The 22969-nt window shown below is 61.9% G+C and carries 23 protein-coding genes; 14 read left to right on the top strand and 9 right to left on the bottom strand.

Going from position 1 to position 22969, the window contains the following annotated elements; genetic code table 11:
• Positions 1–13 precede the first annotated feature (13 nt).
• The 5 genes from purL (at position 14) to grxD (ending at position 3800) form a co-directional block, all read left to right on the top strand.
• Positions 14–2179: a phosphoribosylformylglycinamidine synthase subunit PurL gene (gene purL, locus RA26_RS09010; protein WP_039182858.1), complete on the top strand. Its 2166-nt coding sequence runs from the start codon at positions 14–16 to the stop codon at positions 2177–2179.
• Between the two features lie 90 nt (positions 2180–2269).
• The gene (locus tag RA26_RS09005; protein WP_082015790.1) at positions 2270–2782 is read left to right on the top strand and encodes a hypothetical protein; all 513 of its coding nucleotides are present in this window, start codon (positions 2270–2272) and stop codon (positions 2780–2782) included.
• A gap of 71 nt (positions 2783–2853) precedes the next feature.
• On the top strand, positions 2854–3090 hold the full coding sequence (locus RA26_RS09000; RefSeq protein ID WP_039182851.1) for a BolA family protein: 237 nt from the start codon (positions 2854–2856) through the stop codon (positions 3088–3090).
• 6 nt (positions 3091–3096) lie between these two features.
• Positions 3097–3330 (top strand): hypothetical protein, encoded by a 234-nt coding sequence (locus RA26_RS08995; RefSeq protein WP_039182848.1) that lies wholly within the window; start codon positions 3097–3099, stop codon positions 3328–3330.
• Between the two features lie 107 nt (positions 3331–3437).
• The gene (gene grxD / locus RA26_RS08990) at positions 3438–3800 is read left to right on the top strand and encodes a Grx4 family monothiol glutaredoxin (RefSeq protein WP_039182845.1); all 363 of its coding nucleotides are present in this window, start codon (positions 3438–3440) and stop codon (positions 3798–3800) included.
• Between the two features lie 78 nt (positions 3801–3878).
• On the opposite strand, the gene RA26_RS08985 is transcribed toward grxD, so the two are convergent.
• The 3 genes from RA26_RS08985 to RA26_RS08975 form a co-directional block, all read right to left on the bottom strand.
• The gene (locus tag RA26_RS08985) at positions 3879–5045 is read right to left on the bottom strand and encodes a calcium-binding protein (RefSeq protein ID WP_052272360.1); all 1167 of its coding nucleotides are present in this window, start codon (positions 5043–5045) and stop codon (positions 3879–3881) included.
• A 212-nt stretch (positions 5046–5257) separates the two neighbouring features.
• Positions 5258–5659: a cell division protein ZapA gene (locus RA26_RS08980; protein WP_039182842.1), complete on the bottom strand. Its 402-nt coding sequence runs from the start codon at positions 5657–5659 to the stop codon at positions 5258–5260.
• Positions 5659–6492, bottom strand: coding sequence for a hypothetical protein (locus RA26_RS08975; protein ID WP_039182840.1), 834 nt, complete (start codon positions 6490–6492; stop codon positions 5659–5661). Before RA26_RS08975 ends, RA26_RS08980 begins: the two co-directional genes overlap by 1 nt.
• 243 nt (positions 6493–6735) lie before the next feature.
• Here RA26_RS08975 and tkt point away from each other — a divergent pair, with 243 nt between their 5' ends.
• Both tkt and RA26_RS08965 read left to right on the top strand, forming a co-directional pair.
• Complete coding sequence (gene tkt, locus RA26_RS08970; RefSeq protein ID WP_039182837.1) at positions 6736–8757, top strand: transketolase; 2022 nt, start codon at positions 6736–6738, stop codon at positions 8755–8757.
• 169 nt (positions 8758–8926) lie between these two features.
• Positions 8927–9250: a hypothetical protein gene (locus RA26_RS08965; RefSeq protein WP_039182834.1), complete on the top strand. Its 324-nt coding sequence runs from the start codon at positions 8927–8929 to the stop codon at positions 9248–9250.
• 20 nt (positions 9251–9270) lie between these two features.
• On the opposite strand, the gene RA26_RS08960 is transcribed toward RA26_RS08965, so the two are convergent.
• Complete coding sequence (locus RA26_RS08960) at positions 9271–10227, bottom strand: DUF808 domain-containing protein (protein WP_039182831.1); 957 nt, start codon at positions 10225–10227, stop codon at positions 9271–9273.
• A gap of 244 nt (positions 10228–10471) precedes the next feature.
• Here RA26_RS08960 and gap point away from each other — a divergent pair, with 244 nt between their 5' ends.
• Together gap and RA26_RS22945 are read left to right on the top strand one after the other, a co-directional pair.
• The gene (gene gap / locus RA26_RS08955; protein ID WP_039182828.1) at positions 10472–11473 is read left to right on the top strand and encodes a type I glyceraldehyde-3-phosphate dehydrogenase; all 1002 of its coding nucleotides are present in this window, start codon (positions 10472–10474) and stop codon (positions 11471–11473) included.
• A gap of 75 nt (positions 11474–11548) precedes the next feature.
• Complete coding sequence (locus RA26_RS22945) at positions 11549–11692, top strand: hypothetical protein (RefSeq protein ID WP_039182825.1); 144 nt, start codon at positions 11549–11551, stop codon at positions 11690–11692.
• 86 nt (positions 11693–11778) lie between these two features.
• Here RA26_RS22945 and coaD read toward each other — a convergent pair whose 3' ends face one another.
• The 3 genes from coaD to RA26_RS08935 all read right to left on the bottom strand — a co-directional run bounded on the left by coaD (position 11779) and on the right by RA26_RS08935 (position 13792).
• Positions 11779–12279, bottom strand: a complete 501-nt coding sequence (gene coaD, locus RA26_RS08945; RefSeq protein ID WP_039182822.1) for a pantetheine-phosphate adenylyltransferase — start codon at positions 12277–12279, stop codon at positions 11779–11781.
• 123 nt (positions 12280–12402) lie between these two features.
• Positions 12403–12840, bottom strand: a complete 438-nt coding sequence (locus RA26_RS08940; protein ID WP_039182819.1) for a CBS domain-containing protein — start codon at positions 12838–12840, stop codon at positions 12403–12405.
• Between the two features lie 55 nt (positions 12841–12895).
• Complete coding sequence (locus tag RA26_RS08935) at positions 12896–13792, bottom strand: LysR family transcriptional regulator (RefSeq protein WP_039182816.1); 897 nt, start codon at positions 13790–13792, stop codon at positions 12896–12898.
• A 137-nt stretch (positions 13793–13929) separates the two neighbouring features.
• On the opposite strand from RA26_RS08935, the gene RA26_RS08930 reads away from it, so the two are divergent.
• Positions 13930–15429, top strand: coding sequence for a CoA-acylating methylmalonate-semialdehyde dehydrogenase (locus RA26_RS08930; RefSeq protein ID WP_039182812.1), 1500 nt, complete (start codon positions 13930–13932; stop codon positions 15427–15429).
• A 64-nt stretch (positions 15430–15493) separates the two neighbouring features.
• On the opposite strand, the gene RA26_RS08925 is transcribed toward RA26_RS08930, so the two are convergent.
• On the bottom strand, positions 15494–17128 hold the full coding sequence (locus tag RA26_RS08925; protein WP_039182809.1) for a winged helix-turn-helix domain-containing protein: 1635 nt from the start codon (positions 17126–17128) through the stop codon (positions 15494–15496).
• A 149-nt stretch (positions 17129–17277) separates the two neighbouring features.
• Between RA26_RS08925 and RA26_RS08920 the strand changes: the two genes are divergently transcribed.
• The 3 genes from RA26_RS08920 (at position 17278) to RA26_RS08910 (ending at position 19687) form a co-directional block, all read left to right on the top strand.
• Entirely contained in the window at positions 17278–17694 is a 417-nt protein-coding gene (locus tag RA26_RS08920; RefSeq protein ID WP_152612580.1) for a hypothetical protein, read from the top strand.
• 206 nt (positions 17695–17900) lie between these two features.
• Positions 17901–18935 (top strand): fatty acid desaturase, encoded by a 1035-nt coding sequence (locus RA26_RS08915; RefSeq protein ID WP_039182803.1) that lies wholly within the window; start codon positions 17901–17903, stop codon positions 18933–18935.
• A 149-nt stretch (positions 18936–19084) separates the two neighbouring features.
• Positions 19085–19687: a L,D-transpeptidase gene (locus tag RA26_RS08910; protein WP_039182801.1), complete on the top strand. Its 603-nt coding sequence runs from the start codon at positions 19085–19087 to the stop codon at positions 19685–19687.
• 79 nt (positions 19688–19766) lie between these two features.
• Here RA26_RS08910 and RA26_RS08905 read toward each other — a convergent pair whose 3' ends face one another.
• On the bottom strand, positions 19767–21485 hold the full coding sequence (locus RA26_RS08905) for an O-linked N-acetylglucosamine transferase, SPINDLY family protein (protein ID WP_152612579.1): 1719 nt from the start codon (positions 21483–21485) through the stop codon (positions 19767–19769).
• A 343-nt stretch (positions 21486–21828) separates the two neighbouring features.
• Here RA26_RS08905 and RA26_RS08900 point away from each other — a divergent pair, with 343 nt between their 5' ends.
• Complete coding sequence (locus RA26_RS08900; protein WP_039182798.1) at positions 21829–22968, top strand: acyl-CoA dehydrogenase family protein; 1140 nt, start codon at positions 21829–21831, stop codon at positions 22966–22968.
• Position 22969: the final 1 nt, after the last annotated feature.

Here is a 22969-nt window from a genome sequence, read left to right as displayed (position 1 = left end):
GGGACGTTTACGGATGCAGGAACCCGCCATCACGCCTGAACTGATCGCAAATCACGGGCTGAAGCCTGATGAGTACGATCTGATCCTCGAAATCATCGGGCGGGAGCCGACCTTCACCGAGCTGGGCATCTTCTCGGCGATGTGGAACGAGCACTGCTCCTACAAGTCCTCCAAGAAATGGCTGCGCACCCTGCCGACCGACGGCCCGCAGGTGATCTGCGGCCCCGGCGAGAACGCGGGCATCGTGGACATCGGCGACGGCGACGCCGTTGTTTTCAAAATGGAAAGCCACAACCACCCCTCTTACATCGAGCCCTACCAGGGCGCGGCAACCGGGGTCGGCGGCATTCTGCGTGACGTGTTCACCATGGGCGCGCGCCCCATCGCCTCGATGAATTCGCTGTCCTTTGGCGAGCCCGGCCACCACAAGACCCGCCAGCTGGTAAACGGTGTGGTTGAGGGCATCGGCGGCTACGGCAACTGCTTTGGCGTGCCATGTGCAGGCGGCGAGGTTCGCTTCCACCCAGCCTATAACGGCAACTGCCTGGTGAACGCATTTGCGGCCGGCCTGGCCAAGACCGACTCGATCTTCTACTCTGCGGCTTCGGGCGTTGGCATGCCGGTTGTGTACCTGGGCGCTAAGACCGGCCGTGACGGCGTTGGCGGTGCCACCATGGCGTCGGCAGAGTTTGACGACACCATCGAGGAAAAACGCCCCACCGTTCAGGTCGGCGACCCCTTCACCGAGAAACGCCTGATGGAAGCCACGCTGGAGCTGATGCAGACCGGTGCTGTGATCTCGATCCAGGACATGGGCGCCGCGGGCCTCACCTGCTCTGCAGTGGAAATGGGCGACAAGGGCAAACTGGGCGTGCGCCTGGACCTTGAAAAGGTGCCGCAGCGCGAAGAAAACATGACCGCCTACGAGATGATGCTGTCGGAATCCCAGGAGCGGATGCTGATGGTGCTGAAGCCGGAGCTGGAAGCCGAGGCGCGCGCGGTGTTCGAAAAGTGGGACCTGGACTTTGCCATCGTTGGCGAGACCATTGCCGAAGACCGCTTCCTGATCATGCACAACGGCGAAGTGAAAGCCGATCTGGTGCTGTCCAAGCTGTCCTCCACCGCGCCGGAATACGACCGTCCGTGGGTGGAAACCCCGGCAGCCGAGCCGTTGACCGACGCGGACGTGCCGACCATCGACCCGATCGATGGCCTTAAGGCGCTGCTGTCCTCGCCGAACTACGCAGGCAAGCAGTGGGTCTATGAGCAGTATGACACCACCGTGATGGGCGACACCCAGCGCCGTCCGGGCGCAGGCTCCGGTATCGTGCGTGTGCATGGAACGGACAAGAAACTGGCGTTCACCTCCGACGTGACCCCGCGCTATGTCAAGGCGAACCCGTTTGAGGGCGGCAAACAGGCGGTGGCCGAGGCCTACCGCAACCTGACCGCTGTGGGCGCCCTGCCGCTGGCGACCACCGACAATCTGAACTTCGGCAACCCCGAAAAGCCGGAGATCATGGGCCAGTTCGTCGGCGCCATCAAGGGCATCGGCGAGGCGGTTGCCGCGCTCGACATGCCGATCGTCTCCGGCAACGTGTCGCTGTATAATGAGACCGACGGCAAAGGCATCCTGCCGACCCCGACCATCGGCGCCGTGGGCCTGATTGCCGCGGGAGAAGAGCCGATCATCGGTGAAGCACGCGACGGCCATGTGGCATTGCTGGTGGGTGAAACCGTGGGCCATCTGGGCCAGTCAGCACTGCTGGCTGAGGTCTTCAACCGCGAGGACGGCGACGCCCCGGCAGTGGATCTTGAGGCAGAGAAGCGCAACGGCGAATTCATCCGCGCCAACCGCGAACTGATCAAGGCCTGCACCGACCTTGGCGATGGCGGCCTGGCGCTGGCGGCGTTCGAGATGGCCGAGGAGGCCGGCGTCGGCGTGCAGATCGACGCGGGCGACACCCAGACCGTGTTCGGCGAGGATCAGGCGCGTTACCTGATCGCCTGCAACTTCGACCAGGCCGAGGCGCTGATGCTGGCCGCAGGCCAGGCAGGAGTTATCATCACCACCGTCGGCAAGTTCGGCGGCGACATGGTGAAAATCGGCACCTCCGAGGCGCCGCTGGCTGAGCTAAAGGACATCTTCCGCTCCAGCTTTGCAGCAGCCGTGGCCTGATTGCTGGCCCGAACGGGCGGCAGTTGATACATGAACATTGGCGGGATGGCACAGCCGTCCCGCCTTTTTCTTTGTCCCGGAGGCATGCCGATGACCTTTCCAGAGCTGACAGAGGATTGCAGCCGGTGTGCGGGCCTGTGCTGCGTCGCCTATCCGTTTGAGGCGCATGAGGATTTCGGCCTGCTGAAAGCGGCAGACACCCCCTGCCCCAACCTCGCCCCGGATTTCCGCTGCTCCATTCACGCCGATCTTGCCAAATGCGGCTTTAGCGGCTGTGTTGCCTACTCCTGCGCCGGCGCCGGCCAGCGGGTGACACAGGAGCTGTTTGATGGCGAGACCTGGCGCGACGACCCGGACCTGCTGACCCATATGACCTATGCCCTGCGGGTCGTCCGCCCGGTCCATGAGGCGCTGCTGGTTCTGCAGGAGGCCGCGGCGCTGCCTTTGCCGCGGGACTTTGAGGACCGCTGCGCAGAGCTGACCCGGGCGCTCTGCCCGGAGGACCCCTCTTCCGTCTGGGATTTTGAGGAAGATGCCGTGCAGGAGGCCCTGGCAGCGGTGCCGGAATTTGTCGAAAGCATTGCCCCTTTTGCGCAGGGCTGAGGCTAATCCTGCTTGCACACCCCCAGCCGCACACCTACATTTTTGGCAAACAAGACAAAGGACTTCCCCGGATGCCCATGCAAGCCCACGAAATCGAAGAACTGCTGCGAGATGCCTTCCCGGATGCCGAAATCCAGGTCGGCGGCTCCGACGGCGTGCACATGTCGGCGATGGTTGTCGACGAAAGCTTCCGCGGCAAGAACCGCGTCCAGCAGCAGCGCGCCGTCTATGCCGCGCTGAAAGGCAAGATGGACGGCCCCGACGGCGAACTGCACGCGCTGGCGCTGACCACCAAGGCGCCGGAGTAACCCGGAATGTCGCTTTTCTCCTCCATCCTGGTGATTGGCATTGTGATCATGACCGCCATAGTGGCGCTCGTATCCCAGCGCCGCCGCCCGCTGGAGGAGAATGACGACGACCCGAATTACCACACCCTGCGGTCCGACTATCAATCCGGCATGGGCGGCGGGTCCGCCCGGACCTGGAAAGTTCCCAAGGATCCGCAGGAATATGCCCGTTTCTTTGTTCCAAAGAACAAACTGAAATAGCACTGCGCCCATCCTGGCGTTCTCTGTGGGGCGGATTGGCAAAACGCACCTCGTTCCCTATATGAACGCCAACGGAAACGGCGCAGCAGCCGAAAGGAAAAGAATACATGACCGACGCAAAGACCCGCATCGACGAAACCGTCAAAGCCAACGACGTGGTGCTTTTCATGAAAGGCACCAAGGAAATGCCGCAATGCGGCTTCTCCTCGCGCGTGGCAGCGGTGCTGAACTACATAGGCGTCGATTACACCGACGTGAACGTGCTGGCGGACGAGGAAATCCGCTCGGGCATCAAGGAATACTCCGACTGGCCGACCATCCCGCAGCTTTACGTCAAGGGCGAATTCGTCGGCGGCTGCGATATCATCACCGAGATGGCTCTGTCCTCGGAACTGGACACCCTGTTTGACGACAACAGCATCGCCTTCAACAAGGAAGCCGCTGACAAGATCCGCGAAGCCAACGCCTGACTTCAATCGGTATCAGAAACAAAAGAGGCCTGCCGTGTCCGATACGGCAGGCCTCTTTCTTTACGCCAGCGCCGCGCGTTACTCCGCGCCGACCAGAACCAGATCGTCGATGGTAAAGGTCTCTCCGGCGCCTTGCAGGCGGGCCACGATTTCACCCCGCTCCAGGATCAAAGCGTCGCCGGTGTCAGCATCGTTTTCAACAGTGTAATCGTCTGCGTCAACTGCCCCGCCGTCAGCGCTGAAAAGCAGTTGAACCACATCCTCGCCCGGCGTGAAATCCGTGATGCTGGTTACGCCTTCTGCGTCCTGGGACATATACAGTGCAAAACTGTCCTGACCACCGCCGCCGGTGCCGGTGTCACCTGCTCCAAGCAGCAGGAAATCACTGCCGGCCCCGCCATTCAGGGTATCGGCCCCGTCGGCGGCATCCGACAGGCTGAGCCCTGTGAGCGGGGTTCCCTCGTCGCGAAGCATGTCGATTTCTTCGGGGCTGACCTCGCGGGAGAAGTTCACACCGCTCAGCGCATCGTTGCCGTTCCCGCCGTTCAGCACATCGGCACCGTCGCCGCCGATCAGGTCGTCGTCCCAGTCGCCGCCGTTTAGCGTGTCGTCGCCGCTATCGCCGAACAGAACATCCTTTCCGCCGTCGCCGGACAGCATGTCATTGCCGTCACCTCCATAGACGATGTCATGAAACGCACCACCAGAGATACTGTCGTTGCCGTCACCGCCATAGGCCGTGTCCATGCCTGCGCCGCCCGAGAGCACATCATTGCCGTTGCCGCCGTCCAACAGGTCAAAGCCCGAGCCGCCGACCAGATGGTCGTTCCAGTCGCCGCCGCTCAGCGTATCGTTGCCGTCACCGCCAACCAGCGTGTCCATGCCGCCGTCACCGGACAGCGAGTCATCGCCTATGCCGCCATCGAGAATGTCGTGGTGGCTGCCGCCGGAAAGGGTGTCGTTACCCTCTTCGCCATAGACGACATCCATGCCGTCACCTGAATACACCTGGTCATCCCCGGCACCCGCATGAACGGTGTCAAATCCGGTCCCGCTTTCAACGAAATCATCGCCGTCGCCGAACACCAGATCGTCCGGACCAGCGGTAGGCAGATCTTCAGCCGGTTCCGCGGGCAGGTCATCCAGCTCTGTTTCAGGCCCGGTGCCGTTGTCATCGTCATCATTGTCCAAGCCGATTGCGATCCCGGCTACCGCCAAGGACCCGAAAAGAAGCGCCCCAATCATGTATTCCCCCAAAAGCAGAAAGTTAAAATTTTCCACAATCTTAATATTACGGTGCAGTGTACGGGTCCAGCACGCGTTTGACGTGTAACGCTACGGTACTGGAAACGCATTGTTCCGAAATTCGAAACGATAGAAGCAACGCGCAACCCCGCACCTCCCGGCGCAACCGGGGGCGTTAACCACCTGAAACCTTGGGGATAGGATCGGCCGTGTCAGCCGGCGGGCTGTACCTTCTCTTCGATTTCCTGCGCCAGGGACTCGGTCCGGGCGGCCAGTTCAGCCAGACTCTCGGTCACTTGCGGCGGCACCACGGCCACCTCGATCCGCTCAGGCTCGGGCGCGGGCGCGGCCTTCAGCGCTTCCAGCTCCTGCATCCGCTCAGACAGTTCTGCCTCGACTTCCTTGATCCGGTCCTCGACGGCCGCGGTCTTGTCGGCCAGCATCAGCCCGGCCATCAGCAGCATCCGTGCTTCCGGCATGCGGCCGATCTGGTCGGACAGCACCTGCGCCTCGTCATCCAGCATCTTGGCAGCAGCGTGCAGATAGCTTTCCTCACCTTCCTGACAAGAGACTTCAAAGCCGCGGCCGCCGATATGTATAGTCACCTCAGGCATCAGACTTCCTCTCCTTCAGGCAGATTGCGGGCATTGGCCAGAAGCGGCTCCAGCTTGGCCAGAACCGCGTTGACCTGAGCCTGATCGCTGGCCTGCGCCGCGCGCAGCCCTTCGATTTCCGCTTCCATCGCCGTGTTGATCAGGCCGGCATCACCCAGGCTTTGCGCGTTGGCGTCCCGCAGAGCGGCATTGGAGGCGCGCAGCTCCTCATTGGCCAGCCGCAGCTGCTGCAGTTCGCTGTCCAGCCGCACCAGGGCCTCGTTCTGGCGTTCCAGCTCAGCGTTCATGTCCGGAGCATCCGCCTGCGTGCCGCCTGCAGGTGCCGACTGCAGCTGGGCCTGCAAGGCATCATTGGCGGCCTTGGCCTCGGCCAGTTCATCCTCCAGCGCTTCCTTGTCGTTGGCAGCGGTATTGGCCGCTGCTTCCAGCTGGCCCTTCAGGCGGCTGACTTCGGACCGCAGGGCCTGTTTCTCAGCCGGGTCGCCGGCTTCGTTTCTCAACAGCTCCAGCTCGGCCTGCATCGCCGCCACATCTTCACTGCTGGCAGAGGAACCCCCAGACGCGTCGCCCTCAGCTTCCTTCAGCCGGGCGTGCAGTACCTTCACCCGCTCTTCCAGCTGGGCGTTGGCAGTTCTCTCTTCGTCCAATGCCTGCTCAAGCTCGGCGTTGGCGGCCCCGGCAGCTGCGGCCTCAGCGGCCTGAACAGCCGCAGCCGTTGCTTCCTCGGCCTTGACCCTGTCTGCAGCGCGCGCCTCCTGCAGCGCGGCAGAGCCCGCGCTGATGCGCTCCAGCGCGGCCTGAATGCGGCCTTGCAATTCTTCAATCTGGTTCATGCCTGTCCCTCACCCGCACCCTGCCGTTCCATTATCGTTCCGCTGCCCGTCCGAATCGAGCGGGCGCGGCCGGCCTGGGCCAGTTCTTCCTTTTCAGGAATAAATCACCCCCCTTTGCGTTTCAACCACTTGCCGCGCCTAGTTCGCGCAGATTGGCTGCAATAGGCGCAACCACGCTTGATCTTTGGCGCATCGCTGTTATTGAGCGCAACAAATGCCTGTTAACGCCAAAGGACAATCCAAGTGGACCTGACAGCCCTGCGCACCGCCAATCCCGACCATTGGAACAAGGCCGCCGCCATCCGCGCGCTGGCACTGGACGCCGTTGCCGCCGCGAACTCCGGCCATACCGGCATGCCGATCGGCATGGCCGATGTCGCCACCGTGCTGTTTGAAAAGCACCTGAAGTTCGACGCATCCAACCCGCAGTGGCCGGACCGCGACCGGTTTATCCTGTCGGCGGGCCACGGCTCGATGCTGATCTACTCGCTGCTGTACCTTACCGGCGACAAGCAGGTCACTCTGGATCAAATCAAGAATTTCCGCCAGTCCGGCGCGCTGACCGCCGGCCACCCCGAGAACTTCCTGCTGGACGCGGTTGAAGTCACCACCGGCCCGCTGGGCCAGGGCATCTCCAACGCCGTCGGCTTTGCCATGGCTGAAGAAATGCAGCGCGCGCACTACGGCAAGAAAGTTGTTGATCACCACACCTATGTGATCGCCGGCGACGGCTGCCTGATGGAGGGCATCAGCCAGGAGGCCATCGGTCTCGCAGGCCGCCACAGCCTCGGCAAACTGATTGTCTTCTGGGACAACAACAACATCACCATCGACGGCACCGTTGAGCTGTCCGACCGCACCAACCAGGTGCAGCGCTTCAAGGCGTCGGGCTGGCAGGTGATCGAAATCGATGGCCACGACCCGGTTGCCATCGACGAGGCCATCACTGCGGCGAAGAAATCGAAGAAACCTTCGATGATCGCTTGCAAGACCCACATCGCCCTGGGCCACGCCGCACAGGACACCTCCAAGGGCCACGGCGCGCTGACCGACCCTGACCAGCTGAAAGCCGCCAAGGACGCCTACGGCTGGACCGGCGGCGCGTTTGAGGTGCCGGCAGAGATCAAATCCCAGTGGGAGGAAATCGGCGCCCGCGGAAAGTCCGAGCGCGCAGCCTGGGAAGCCCGCTTTGCAGAACTCTCGCAGCAGAAGCAGGACCGTTTCAACCGCGCCTACGCTTTGGACGCGCCCAAGAAACTCTCGGCTGCCATCAAGGCGCTGAAAAAGCAGGTGAGCGAGGAGCAGCCCAAGGTTGCCACCCGCAAATCCTCGGAAATGGCGCTGGCCGTCATCAACCCGCTGATGCCGGAAACCGTGGGCGGTTCCGCCGACCTCACCGGCTCCAACAACACCAAGACCGGCGACCTGGGCGTCTTTGACACCGACAACCGCAAGGGCCGCTATGTCTACTGGGGCATCCGCGAGCACGGCATGGCCGCCGCGATGAACGGCATGGCGCTGCACGGCGGCATGCGCCCCTATGGCGGCACCTTCTTCTGCTTCACCGACTACGCCCGCCCGGCGATGCGCCTGGCGGCCCTGTCGAAAATCCCGTCCGTGTTCGTGATGACCCACGACTCGATCGGCGTTGGCGAAGACGGCCCGACCCACCAGCCGGTGGAGCATCTGGCGATCTGCCGCGCGACCCCGAACACCTATGTGTTCCGTCCCGCCGACACCGTGGAAACCGCCGAGGCCTGGGAAATCGCCCTCACCTCCAAGGACACCCCGTCGGTGATGACCCTGACCCGTCAGAACCTGCCGACCGTCCGGACCGAGCACAAGCTGACCAACATGGTCGAAAAAGGTGCCTATGTGCTGGCCGAGGCTGAGAACAAGCGCCAGGTGATCCTGATCGCCACCGGCTCCGAGGTTTCCGTTGCAATGGAAGCCAAGGCCAAGCTGGAAGCCGAGGGCATCGGCACCCGCGTCGTCTCCATGCCCTGCATGGAGCTGTTTGCACAGCAGGACGAAGCCTACCGCCGCAAGGTCCTGCCCGCAGGTCCGGTGCGTGTGGGTATCGAGGCAGCTGTCCGCGACGGCGGCTGGGACCGCTGGCTGCTGGGCGAGCGCGGCCAGGAGAAGAAAGCCGGTTTCGTCGGCATGGACCGCTTCGGCGCCTCTGCCCCTGCAGGCGAGCTGTTCGAGCGGTTCGGTATCACGGCTGAGGGCACTGTAGCCAAGGTGAAAGAGCTGCTGGGCTGAGCGAAGCCGTAAGGCAATTACAAACAGAAAGGGCACCCAGGAGGGTGCCCTTTTGTGCTACTGCGAGGAGCCTACATGTGGCCCATCTTTTTAAGGTAGTAAACATTTTTAAGTGCAAAATTAAATGCGAACAGCCCCGATGTCCGGGTAACGAAATGAGGAAACGAAAATGGTAGAAATTCAATCAACTATTTTCATCATTGGCGCTACGCTAACAGACACCCTTGAAGCTGGGGTGTTAGTCCTGATTGCCGCAGTAATAGTGTTCGATTTGATTGTTGACCTACGGCACAAAACCTTTTTGGCTTTAGGAATTTTCCAAGCTGGCGGGATTGCCGCAGGCTATTATTGGGCACTTTGGATTGCATCACAGCAAGATGTAGCGGGTCCGTATGCATGGGCAACGGTAGTTGGCACATGGTTCGCTTTTACGTTTCTGGCCCACTTTCTTTTTGCCGTAATAAAACGGATGAACCTCAGTAAAAAACGCTGACCAATTCACTAAACCACCTACTAATTCCCAATCCTAGCCAACACAGGCCCCACAACCTTCGTCGCCAGCGGGATCAGCACCAGCCCCCAAACGACCCCAAACACCCCGTCCATCGCTGCCTTGGCGGTCCACTCGGCAAAGCCCTCCCAGGCGGCAGGCACCGCGTGGCCCACGGCATAGGCCCAGTCGTGGATCAGATGACCCAGCCAGCCAAAGCCCAGCACCTCCAGCCCGTGAATGATGATGGAGCCGCCGACCCACAGCATCGCCGCGGTGCCGACCACGGACAGGATCCACATCAGAACCGGCATGAACTTGACCAGCCCGCGCCCCAGGCCGCGCCCGACCGGCGTTGGCGCGTTGCCCGCCAGATACAGCCCCACGTCGTCCATCTTCACAATCACTGCGACCGAGCCGTAGACGGCCAGCGTCACACCAATCGCCACCACGGCCAGCGTTGCCGCCTGCATCCAGACATTCGGCGCCTCGATGGCGGCCAGCGCGATGGTCATGATCTCCGCCGACAGGATGAAGTCGGTCTTGATCGCGCCCTTGATCTTCTGCTCTTCCAGATGGCCGGGGTCTTTGATGCTCATATCCTCGTCGATGGCGTGGTTCGCGTGCGGGAACAGCACGTGAAAGACCTTCTCCGCGCCCTCAAAGCACAGGTAGGACCCGCCCAGCATCAGCAACGGCGTAATTGCCCAAGGCGCGAAATTGGCCAGCAGCATCGCCACCGGCAGCAAAAGGATCAGCTTGTTGAACAAGGAGCCGCGGGTGATGCGCCAGATGATCGGCAGCTCACGGGCCGGTGCAAAGCCCTGCAGGTACTTCGGCGTCACTGCCGCATCGTCGATGATCACGCCTGCGGTCTTGGCGCCGGCCTTGCCCGCCGCTGCAGCCACATCGTCAACTGATGCCGCAGCCACCTTGGCAATCCCTGCCACATCATCCAGCAGCGCCAGCAATCCGCTCATGCCAATTCCCTCAATCCCTGTTCGCGTCTGAGTGGCAATCTGCCCGGTTCCGCGCCGCAGCACAAGCGTTAGCGCCACCGCATCCGGGGCTCGGATTTCCGTTACCGCCACCGGCTGAAACCGTTACCGCCAACAGCATGATTTTGCGCTAACAGTTTCATTTAATGACGCTTTTACCCCTTTAGACCACATCCGCCCCGGTCTATATGGCGGCCAAAGGTTTTGCTCGCTTGGAGACGTACTCATGACCATCAAAGTCGGGATCAACGGTTTTGGCCGCATCGGCCGCTGCACCCTGTCGCACATCGCCGCCTCGGGCCGCGACGACATCGAAGTGATCAAGGTGAACGCCACCGGCCCGCTGGAGACCGCGGCGCATCTGATCAAATACGATAGCGTGCATGGCCGTTTCCCGGGTGAAGTGACCATCGGCGACGGCACCATGAACCTGGGCCGCGGCGACATGCAGATGTTCTCCACCTACGACATGAATGAGCTGGACTGGTCGGGCTGCGACGTCGTCCTGGAATGCACCGGCAAGTTCAACGACGGTGAGAAGGCCAAGGCGCACCTGGAGCGCGGCGCCAAGAAAGTGCTGCTGTCTGCCCCCGGCAAGAACGTCGACAAGACCATCGTGTTCGGTGTCAACGACGACCAGCTGGAAGCCGGTGACAAGATGATCTCCAACGGCTCCTGCACCACCAACTGCCTGGCGCCGCTGGCCAAGGTGCTGGACGAGGCGTTCGGCATCGAGCACGGCATCATGACCACGATCCACGCCTACACCGGCGACCAGCCGACCCTGGACCGCCGCCACAAGGACCTGTACCGCGCCCGCGCTGCTGCCATGTCGATGATCCCGACCTCGACCGGTGCTGCGAAGGCCCTGGGTGAAGTGCTGCCGAACCTGAAGGGCCGCCTGGACGGTTCTGCCATCCGCGTGCCGACCCCGAATGTCTCCGCCGTGGACCTGACCTTCCGCGCCGGCCGCGACGTGACCGCAGAGCAGGTCAACGCCGCCGTTAAAGAGGCTGCTGAGGGCCCGATGAAGGGCGTGCTGGGCTATGAGCCGGCGCCGCTGGTCTCTGTTGACTTCAACCACTCGCCGGAAAGCTCCATCTTTGCGCCGGACCAGACCCGCGTGGTCGAGGACCGCATGGTGCGCGTCCTGGCCTGGTACGACAACGAATGGGGCTTCTCGGTCCGCATGGCCGATGTAGCCGTGGCCATGGGCAAGCTGGGCTAAACGCCCCTGGCCTCTTGAGAATTCGCGCCCGCTCAGGTTATCTGGGCGGGCGTTTTCATTTGCGGCGGAGCCTTCATGACCAACCGGATTGCCATCTGCCTCGGGCTGTTCCTGATTACCGCCGCGGTCATCGATATCGTCCTGTTCGGCGACAAGCATATGATCTTTCTCGGCAAGAAGCTGTTTGCGCTGATCGACTGGGCGGCTTTCTGGCGCTGACACCCCTCACATTCCAGCAGCGTTCCCCGGACAGCAAAAACCGGGCGTCAGCCCGGCTTTGTTTGTTTCCAATACTGTGAACGGTTTCAGCCGGTCTTACCCAACCGCTCCATCAGCTTGTCATTGACAAGCGGTGTGACGAATTTCGAAACATCGCCGTCCAGCCGGGCGATTTCCTTGACCAGCTTTGACGCGATCGCCTGGTGCCGTGCCTCCGCCATCAGGAACACGGTCTCGATCGAACTGTCTAGCGCCCGGTTCATGCCGACCATTTGGAATTCGTATTCGAAATCTGCGACCGCCCGCAGCCCGCGCACGATGATCTGGGCACCGACGTCGCGGGCGCAGTCGATCAGCAGATTCTCGAACGGATGCGCTACGATCTCTGTGCCGGTCTCGTCGCTCAGCTTGGCGCATTCCGCCTCGATCATCGCCACCCGCTCCTCCAGCGGGAACAGCGGCCCCTTGTCGCGGTTGATGGCGACACCGATCACCAGCTTGTCCACCAGCGCGCTGGCGCGGCGGATGATGTCGATATGCCCGATGGTGATCGGGTCAAAGGTGCCGGGATACAGACCAACGCGCATGGGCGGCCTCCTGCCTTGTCAGAAATTTCTGCACACGCAAACATATTTGCCGCCGTCATTGCAAGGGGGCAGAAATACGGAGGCCCCGCCTGCGGCCAAGTGCCCCGCGCGCCGGCCTGCGGCTCAGTGGCCCATGATCATGTCCTGCAGCGCGTCCTTCTCCATCGCAACCTGGGCAAGCTGCGCCTTGACAGCATCGCCCAGTGTGATGATCCCGATGAGCTTTCCGTCGTCTTCCACCACCGGCATGTGGCGGAACCGGCCATCGGTCATCTGCTGCAGAACCTCGCCGACATTGGACTGGCTGGTGCAGGTGACCAGTTCCTTGGTCATATAGTTGCTGACCGGCTCGTCCAGACAGCCTGAGCCGGATTTGGCCAGTTCCCGAACGATATCGCGCTCGGACAGAATGCCATCCGGGTAGTCTCCGTCGGCGGAAACAACAACGGTGCCAAAACGGTTGTCTGACATGACTTTTGCTGCCTCGGAAACACTCGCAAACAGGCTGACCGTAACAACACCCGAGCCGGCCTTGGACTTTAAAATCTCTTGAACGAGCACGCTGGAGACCTCCGGAAATAACTTCTCTATAAATTAAGTGTGCCGCAACGCAGCTTTAAGTCAAGGCTTCCAGCCGGGCCACCTCGTCGCGGATGCCTTTGGACAGCGCCTGGGCAAAGCGGTTGAGCCGCTCGCTGCGCTGGTCGCCCTGGTGGCGCACCAGGTGGAAACTGCGCGTCAGGCTCACCTTGTCAGTCAGGATTTTGCGCAGCATCCGGTGGGCCGGCAAACTGAAATCATGCGCCACGCAGACCGCCGTTCCTTGCGCCGCCATCTTGATCTGCACCGAGACAGAGTTGGACGCCAGCGCCACACGTTCAATCCCGATGTCGTTCAGATAGTCCAGTTCCTTGTCAAAGATCATATCGGGGATATAGCCGATCATCTTGTGGCCTTTCAGATCCTCCAGCTTTTCGATCGGCGGATGGTCCTTCAGGTAATGACGCGAGGCGACAAGGTGCAGCTTATAGTCGCAGATCTTCTGCACCAGCAGTTTGCCCGCCGTGGGTGCACTGACCGTAACAGCCATATCCGCTTCGCGGCGGCTGAGGTTAATGACGCGGGGCAGCGCCACGATCTGGATATCCAGATCCGGGTTCGCTTCGGCGATCTCGGCACAGACCTGCGGCAGGATGTAATTGGCGCTGCCATCGGGCGCGCCGATGCGGATCTGGCCGGACATGGTGTCGCTGGGGCCGCTCAGGGCTTCCGTCCCTGCCCGCATTGCCTGTTCCGCGGCCTCGGCATGGACCAGCAGCCGGTCGCCGGCGGCGCTGAGGGCATAGCCTTGCGGCGATTTCACGAACAGCGGGGTCTCCAATGCCGCCTCGAACCGGGCAATGCGGCGGCCGACGGTGGCGGGATCCATCTTGAGGATGCGGCCGGCGCCGGACAGGCTCGCCTCCCGCGCCACCGCCAAAAACACTTTCATATCATCCCACTGCGGATCCATTGGCCCGGGGTCCTCCGTTTATCTGCTAACCTGGCGTTAACCTTTTGCGTTCCTGCAAAGCCTCTTTGAAATGTTTCCTCTTTTCCGATGTTTTTTGCAAGCCTACGATATGGGCAAGATGAACAGAGGAGGATCCGATGAAAGAACTCGGCCACTTTATCAACGGCAAACTGGTCTCCGGCACCTCGGGCCGCTTTGACGATGTCTTCAACCCCGCAACCGGCGAAGTGCAGTACCAGTGCCCGATGGCCAGCGCTGCGGAAACCACCGATGCGATCGAAAAGGCCGCCGCGGCGCAGCCCGCTTGGGGCGCCACCAACCCGCAGAAACGCGCCCGCGTGATGATGGCGATGGTCGGCCTGATGAACCGCGACATGGACAAGCTGGCAGAGGCGCTGTCGCGCGAGCACGGCAAGACCATCCCGGACGCCAAGGGCGACCTGCAGCGCGGTCTGGAAGTGATCGAATACTGCATCGGCGCGCCGCAGATGCTGAAGGGTGAATTCACCGACAGCGCAGGCCCCGGCATCGACATGTACTCCATGCGTCAGCCGCTGGGTGTTGTCGGCTCCATCATGCCGTTCAACTTCCCCGCCATGATGCCGCTGTGGCACGTCGGCCCGGCGCTGGCCTGCGGCAACGCGGTGGTGCTGAAACCGTCCGAGCGCGATCCCTCCGTGCCGCTGATGCTGGCGGAGCTGTTCGTTGAGGCCGGCCTGCCCGAGGGCGTGTTCCAGGTGGTGAACGGCGACCGCGAGGCGGTTGACACCATTCTGGACAGCGAGATCATCCAGGGCGTGTCCTTCGTGGGCTCCACCCCGATTGCGCAGTACATCTATTCCCGCGCCACTGCCAACGGCAAGCGCGCCCAGTGCTTCGGCGGCGCCAAGAACCACATGATCGTGATGCCCGACGCCGATCTGGACCAGGCCGCTGACGCGCTGGTCGGCGCAGGCTTCGGCGCGGCCGGCGAACGCTGCATGGCAATCTCGGTTGCGGTTCCGGTCGGTGAAGAAACCGCCGACAAGCTGATCGAGAAGCTGATCCCGCGCATCGAAAAGCTGAAGGTCGGCCCCTACACCGCCGGCGACGACGTCGACCTGGGTCCGGTTGTGACCGCGGCGGCCAAGGAACGTATCCTGGGCCTGATCCAGTCCGGCGTCGACCAGGGCGCGGAACTGGTTGTCGACAACCGCGACTTCAAACTGCAGGGCTACGAGGACGGATTCTTTGTTGGCGCGCACCTGTTCGACCGGGTCACCCCGGACATGGACATCTACAAGCAGGAGATCTTCGGCCCGGTGCTTTCCACTGTCCGTGCAGGCACTTACGAGGAAGCCCTGAAGCTGGCGATGGACCACGAGTACGGCAACGGCACCGCGATCTTCACCCGTGACGGCGACACCGCGCGTGACTTCGCCTCCCGTGTGAACATCGGCATGGTGGGCATCAACGTGCCGATCCCGGTGCCGCTGGCCTATCACACCTTCGGCGGCTGGAAGAAGTCAATGTTCGGTGACCTGAACCAGCACGGCCCGGACAGCTTCAAGTTCTACACCCGCACCAAGACCGTAACCTCCCGCTGGCCCTCGGGCATTAAGGAAGGCGGCGAGTTCAACTTCAAGGCAATGGACTAACTCCCTGCCACTTAATAGGAAAAGGCCCCGGACATTCCGGGGCCTTTTTCGTTTCTGCCGCTTGTTATTCCTCCGGCAATCCCGCGACCTGCAGGCTTTCCAGCCAAATGCGCCGGTTTTCCGGGTGGTTCTTGCTGCCCTCGAATTGTTTGCGCATCGCCGCAACCGACAATTTTGGATTGATGGCCAGCGCCGCTTCTATGGCTGCCTGCGCCTCATCACTGCGGCCCAGCCGGGACAGATTGGCAGCGCGCAGCAGATGGGCATAGACCTGCCACACCGGGCTTTTCGCCACCGCCCGCATCTGCCGTGCGGCTTCCAGCGCGTCGTCATGGCGGCCCAAGTGGAACAGGATGTGACCCTTGTAGAAATACATGGCGTGCAGCATCGGGTCGCGCGGGCTGAGGCGGATCGCCATCTCGGCTTGCGGCAGCGCACGTTCCTGCAGGCGGAACCAGTCCAGCGTATGGGCAAGCTCCAGCCGGATGCGGGCATCGTTGGGATTGAGTTCCGCTGCGCGTTCCAAATTGGCAATCGCAGGCTCCCCCTTGCCGGTAAAACGGTAGATATATCCAAGCGCCGCATGGGCTTGTGGATCGTTGTTGTCCAACCGGATCGCGGCCTGTGCCGCGTCAATGGCTTGATCCAGCACCGCTTGCCCCTCTTCCACCCAGCCGTGGAAAAACTGCGTTCCCAAAGCCCGCGCCTCCAGGCTGCGGGCGGCAGCAAAGCCCGGGTCCATCTCTGCCGCCAGCCGCGCCAGCCGCAGCGCTTCCCTCTGCGCTTCCGCTGTCAGGATGCCCTGTTGCAACCGTCCGCGCAGGTACAGGTCCCAGGCGCTCAGGTCCTCTGTCGGGCGTGAAAGCTGTCCGGAGGCTTGCGACGTTTCGATCTCTGGGAGCAGCCGCCCGGCGATGGCACGAGTAATCCCGTCCTGAATTGAAAACACACCGGCCAGCTCTCGCTCGAACTGTTCCGCCCACAACGTGCGCCCTTCCGGCAGACCGATCAGCTCTGCAGTGATGCGGATGCGGCCTGCGTCCCGCCGGACACTGCCGCGCAAGGCATGGCTCAGTCCCAAATCCCGTGCCGCCTGCAATTGTGCCGCCGGATCACCGGGATAGGCCCGCATGGTCGCCGCAGATATCACGAACAGCTCCCGGAACCGCGCCAGATGGGTTGTCAGTTCCTCCGTCAGCCCCTCGGCGAAGAATGGCTCGGCGCCCTCCTCGCCCAGGGTCTCAAACCGCAGCACCGCCAGCGAGGGCCTTGCCTCAACCGCTGCCTTTGGCGCCGGCCACAGCCAGAACAGCAGGGCGACCGTCAGAACAGCCAGCGACGCAAGCGCGCCAGCCAGCCCAACGCGCCTGCGGTTTTGAGGCCCAAGCGGAGCATCTGCCTGTGTTTCCGCGGCAAAGCTGTAGCCGCGTTTCGGAAAGGTCTTGATATAACGCTGCTGCGCCGCGTCATCCCCCAGCGCGCGCCGCACGGACCGTATCCGGGTGTTGAGCGCCGCATCGGTGATTGCCCGTCCCTGCCAGATCTCCGCTATCAGGTCGTCCTTGCTGACGACACGGCCCCGGTTCCGGATGAGAACCTCCAGCAACTGCAGCGCCTGCGGCTCCAGCGCGACGTCTTCGCCTTGCCTGCGCAGCCCGGTGCCGCCCGGATCAAACTCGAACTCATCAAAAACATACATGCCGGACATCTGCCCCTTTAGGCAGGGATTGTCATACAGAAATCAGAAAAAGTCATCAGATTATCAAGCTTTTGCGCATCTTCAGGGCCAAGGCTGGAGCAGCAGGCGCCGGCACCTCAGATTTTAGACCAACCTGAAAGGACAAGAGAATGACACCTCGAACCTTCTTAACCTCCGCTGCAGCAGCTGCAACTTTCGCCTGTGCGGCATCGGCTGAAACGGAGCTGCAAACTGACTTAAGCAACGGCGGCACCGCAATGACCGCGGAAGAGATCGCCGATCTGGTTGTGGGAAAGGCGGTAACCGCCAAGGCAGGCACCAAAACCTTCCGGTTCTACTATGAACCCGGCAACCGGCTGGTTGGGGAACTGGAGGGCGGCGGCTGGTCCGGGGCTGGCGCCTATGCGATCACCGACGGCAACCAGATCTGCGTCTCAATGCCCAAGGACGGCGGGCGCTACCGCTGTCTGACTGTGGTGCGCAACAGCGATACGGTCCGCAAATACAACGCCGAGGGCAAGGCCACGTTCGAGATCCTGGCAACGGAAAAAGCCATCGGCTTGTGACTCGCAGGTGCCAGAAGCCGCCTGCACACTGGAGGCCGCCCTGCAGCCATTCCTGCAAGGAACCTGCGCAAATCCCCCCGAAATGATGGCGTTCCTGCAATGGCGCCGGAAATTCGCCGGAAATGCAGGCGCACAGGCCGGTTTTTGCTTGTTCCGCTGCGTAACTCGTCTATCCGGGCAGGAACAGACAGACAAACGGCAGGCGCATGAGCAAGACAGAAATACCGAACCAGCCGCAGGCGGCTGCTAAGTCCGCCCGCGACTGGGTCAAGATCCTGGCCCAGTACCGAGACCCCAGCGCCCTGCGCAGCAGCTTTGAGCTGGCAGTGACTGTGGTGCCTTTCCTCCTTCTTTGGGCGCTGGCCTGGTGGTCGCTGTCCGTGAGCTATTGGCTGACGCTGGCCATTTCCGTGCTGATCGCCGCTTTCCTGTTGCGCCTGTTCACCATCCAGCACGATTGCGGGCATGGCTCCTTTTTCAACAACCGTCATGTCAGCGACTGGGTGGGCCGCATTATCGGCGTGCTTACGCTCACGCCCTATGACGTCTGGCGCCGCACCCATTCGATCCATCACAGCACCCACGGCAACCTCGGCAAACGCGGCATGGGCGACATTCACACGATGACCGTGGCCGAATACCGCGCTGCCAGCCGCTGGGACCGGCTGGTCTACCGGCTGTACCGCCACCCGGTGACCCTGTTCGGGATCGGCCCCGGCTACCTGTTCTTCCTGCAGAACCGCATCCCTTACGGCCTGACTGGCCAGGCCCGCTACTGGATCAGCGCCATGGGCACCAATGCGTCGATCCTGGCCGCGCTGGGGCTGATCTGGTACTTCGGCGGGCTGATGCCACTGCTGCTGATCTTCCTGCCGGCCACGCTGATTGCCGCCACTGCGGGCCTGTGGCTGTTCTACGTGCAGCACCAATTCGAGACCACCCAGTGGGAGAGTGAAGAAGACTGGCAGCTGCATGACGCCGCGCTGCACGGCAGCTCTCATTACGTGCTGCCGCCGGTGCTGCAGTGGCTCAGCGCCAATATCGGCATCCACCATGTGCACCACCTCTACAGCCGCATCCCTTTCTATCGCCTGCCCGAGGTGCTGCGCGACCACGCCGAATTGGCCGAAGGCAACCGGATGACCATCCGCGAAAGTCTGGCCAACGCCCGGCTGCATCTGTGGGATGAGGACAGCAAGCGCCTTCTGTCCTTTGCCCAGGTCCGCAGCCTGCCGGCTTGAACAGCAACTGCTGCACCGGGCGGCAAAGTTCCGCCGCCCGGCATTACACAAGCTTGTGAGACCGGGAATTTCCGCTATTTCGCCCCTAGGAAAACCCGTAGGCATGCTTATCTTGCTGCGGAGTTTTCGAGCAGCACGGTAGAGGCAACATGACCAAACTCCGCATCACCCGCCGCGCAACCCTGATGGGGCTTGGCGCGACCCTGGCCACCCCGGCCCTTCTGCGCGCGCAATCCACCGACGCCTTCCCGCAGAACGAACCCGCCATCCGCGAAGAAGTGCCGGTGCAGCGCAACACCTCCGCCTTCAGCCAGCAGAACTGGCAGGATCATTTCGAGACGCTGGGCGTTGGCTGCCTGCTGGCCGACATCAGTTCCCGCGCGCTGCATTACTGGGGACCGGACAATGAAACCTACCGGCTGTTCCCCTCTTCGGTGCCGATGACCGAGGACCTGACCAAACGCGGCTACACCGAGGTGGTGCGCAAGAGGGAAAACCCCAGCTGGACCCCGACCGCCTCGATGCGGGAACGCGACCCATCGCTCCCGGTGACAATCGAGGGCGGCGTTCCGAACAACCCGCTGGGCACCCGAGCGATGTATCTGGACTGGCCCGCCTATCTGGTGCACGGCACCCATGACACCCGCAAGATCGGGCGGCAGAGCTCCTCCGGCTGCATCGGCCTTTATAATCAGCACGTCGAAGAGCTGTATGAACTGGTGCAAATCGGCACCCAGGTGCGGCTGCTCTGATCAGCGAGCCCGCACCGGCAGGCCCCGAATGTATACGGGCGCGGGAATATCCCGCGCCCTTATACGTTGGTCAGTTGCGTCAGCTCAGGCTGATGTGATCCGGTTTCAGCCCGGCATTGAACCGCTCCAGCGTTTTCTCCAGCAGCGCCTCAAAGTTGCGGGTGAACTTCTCCGTATCATAGAGCGGACCTGTCTCGATCCCCTGACGCACCCTAGCTTTCACATCGGCCAGATAGTCCTTGTCGCGGGCAAGCTTCAGAGCCAGGGCCTGATACTGCTGCGGCGTTGTGGTGGTCAGCTCATCCATTCCGACAGAGTGCAGAAGGCTGGCGGCAACACGCGCCGCAAACTGCTTGCCGACCTTTGTGACAACGGGAACACCTGCCCACAACGCGTCACTGGCGGTGGTGTGCGCGTTCACCGCAAACGTGTCGAGGAACACGTCCGCCAGCGGCAGACGGGCAAGATGCTCCGCTTGCTGGGCGAAGCCGGCAAACACGATCCGGTCCGGGCTGACGCCCCGCCGCTTGGCTTCTACGCGGATGTTGTCGCGGATGTCGTCATGGGCGGCGTAGAACCACAGCACACTGTCCGGTACCAGCTTCATCAGCTTCATCCAGATGTCGAATTCTTCCGGTGACACCTTGTAGGGGCTGTTGAAAGAGCAGAACACCAGCGCATCTTCCGGCAGACCCACATCCGCTCGCGTGGGCAAATCCTCTGAGGCCTTTCGGCTGTCGTCGTTCGACTGGTAGCAGTCCGGCATATAGAGAACTTTCTCGGTGTAGTGCTTGCGGTACTTCGGCGGCACCACAACCGGGTCGGCAATCATGTAATCAATGGCATCCACACCAGAGGTGCCGGGGTAGCCGAGATAGGATATCTGAACCGGCGCCATCCGGTGATCAAACAGGTTGATCCGGTTGCCCTTGGTGTGCCCCTTCAGGTCGATGGCGATGTCCAGCCCGTCCGCCCGTGCCTGTTCAACAATGATCTCGCTCGCGACGCCGCCGACCTGGCGGTAGACATCCGCGGATTGCTCCGCCCGCAGGCGGCCCTGCTGCTGGGTCATGGCGCCGTAGTCGTAGATGTAGATCTCGAACCGGTCCCGGTCATGCAGCTCGAACATCCGGCCGATCAGGTACATTGTCGCGTGATCCAGGAAATCGCAGGAGAAATATCCGATCCGGATCTTGTCCTTCTTTGCAAGCGGTGCGGTAAAGCTGGCGGTCTCTTCCTTGCAGACCTTGTTGGCGTTGGCGGCAAGCACTGAGTACTGTTTCTGCATCTCCGGATCGTCCACCACACTCAGGAAGGAGAACGGGTCGATCGCCTTCATGACCTTGGAGAAGTTCTTGATCTTCTTGCGGGCCTTGCCGAACTCGGACCAGTCGCATTTGCGCCGTTTCAGGTGCATCATGCGGGCAAAGACAACTTCATTTGACGGCGCGAACTTCAGGCAGTCCTGGAAATAGTTGATGGCTTCCTCATCCTGCCCGATCCGCATCAGATAGCTGCCGATATAGGCCAGGCATTCCGGGTTCTGGGGTTCCAGCCGCAGCGCCTCAACATGGCAGAGAATCGCCTTGTCGCGCTTCTCCATCAGTTCGTAGATCTCACCGAGCGCGGTATGGATAGAGCGGTTCTTGGGATCCAGTTCCAGCGCCTGCTCCATCAGATAGACCGCGTCCTTGAAACTGCGTTCAACCGCCTTGCGGCGTGACAGTTTCATCAGGCGCACCACCTGTTCGCGAACCGGAACGTCGTTTGATTTCAGCAGGCCGTGGCGCATGGCCATTGTGAAATTCGCCCGTTCATTGCTGGCCACCGCCGCCGGGAAATCCGGTGTTTTTCCACCCCCCTTTGCGGATCCGCTGAGGTTGGATGCCAGAAAATGCTGCGCCCCTGAATTTGACACGTCGCCTGCTCCTTTTGGAATGCGTAATGCAGGGTTCACCTGCACATGACCGGTTTGAGACAGAGTTTCGCCGAAGTTTCTTAATTTTCTCCTGACCCCGGGTGCCAGATGCCGCGGCAATGCTGCACGGCGGCTTTGCAATTGCGCAGCTTGCCTCAGCGTCCCCCGGCCGCTATTAAATTAACAACTGTTCAATTCATCTAACCGGCGGGAGGAGCGGCGCATGGATTTTGCACTGACAGAGGAACAGCAGGCCATTTTCGACATGGCCCTTGCATTCGGCCAGGACAACATCGCACCGCATTCCCGAGAGTGGGAGAAAGCAGGCACCATCCCCAAAACCCTGTGGCCGAAACTGGCAGAGTTGGGTTTCGGAGGGCTTTACGTCTCTGAGGAATACGGCGGCTCCGGCCTTTCGCGCCTGGACGCCACGCTGGTCTTCGAAGCGCTGGCCATGGCCGACCCCGCCATCGGCTCCTTCCTGTCGATCCACAACATGTGCGGCGGCATGATCGACAAGTTCGGCTCCGAGGAGACCAAGCAGAAATGGCTGCCCAGCCTCTGCACCATGGAGAAGATCTTCTCCTACTGCCTGACCGAGCCGGGCTCCGGCTCTGACGCCGCTGCTCTCAAAACCCGCGCCGAGCGCAGCAATGAGGGTTACATCCTGAACGGCACCAAGGCATTCATCTCCGGCGGCTCCTATTCTGACGCCTATGTCGTGATGTGCCGCACCGGCGAAGACGGCCCCAAGGGGATCTCCACTGTGGTGGTCGAGGACGGCAACCCGGGCCTGTCTTTCGGCGCGCTGGAGGACAAGATGGGCTGGAAGGCGCAACCCACCTCGCAGGTGCAGTTCGACGACTGCGCAATCCCCGCAGACAACCTGATCGGTGAGGAAGGCAAGGGCTTCTCCTATGCTATGGCGGGGCTCGACGGCGGACGGCTGAACATCTCTGCCGGTGCATTGGGCGGCGCTCAGGCGGCGCTGGATCAGACCGTCCAGTACATGTCCGAGCGCAAGGCCTTCGGCAAATCCATCAACCAGTTCCAAGCGCTGCAGTTCCGGCTGGCGGAATATGAAACCCGCCTGCAGGCAGCCCGCACCTTCCTGCGCCAGGCCGCGTGGAAACTGGACACCGGCGCCCATGACGCCACCAAGTTCTGCGCCATGGCCAAGCTGATGGTTACCGACACCGCCTTTGACGTGGCCAACGGCTGCCTGCAGCTGCACGGCGGCTACGGCTATTTGGCGGATTATGGAGTTGAGAAGATCGTCCGCGACTTGCGGGTGCACCAGATCCTGGAAGGCACCAACGAGATCATGCGCCTGATCGTCTCGCGCCAGCTGATTGCAGGCTGAC

The organism is Leisingera sp. ANG-M7 (assembly GCF_000813965.1).
GTDB lineage: Bacteria > Pseudomonadota > Alphaproteobacteria > Rhodobacterales > Rhodobacteraceae > Leisingera.
Note: the sequence above shows the minus strand (reverse complement) of the source record. Positions and strands in the feature narration are given on the sequence as shown.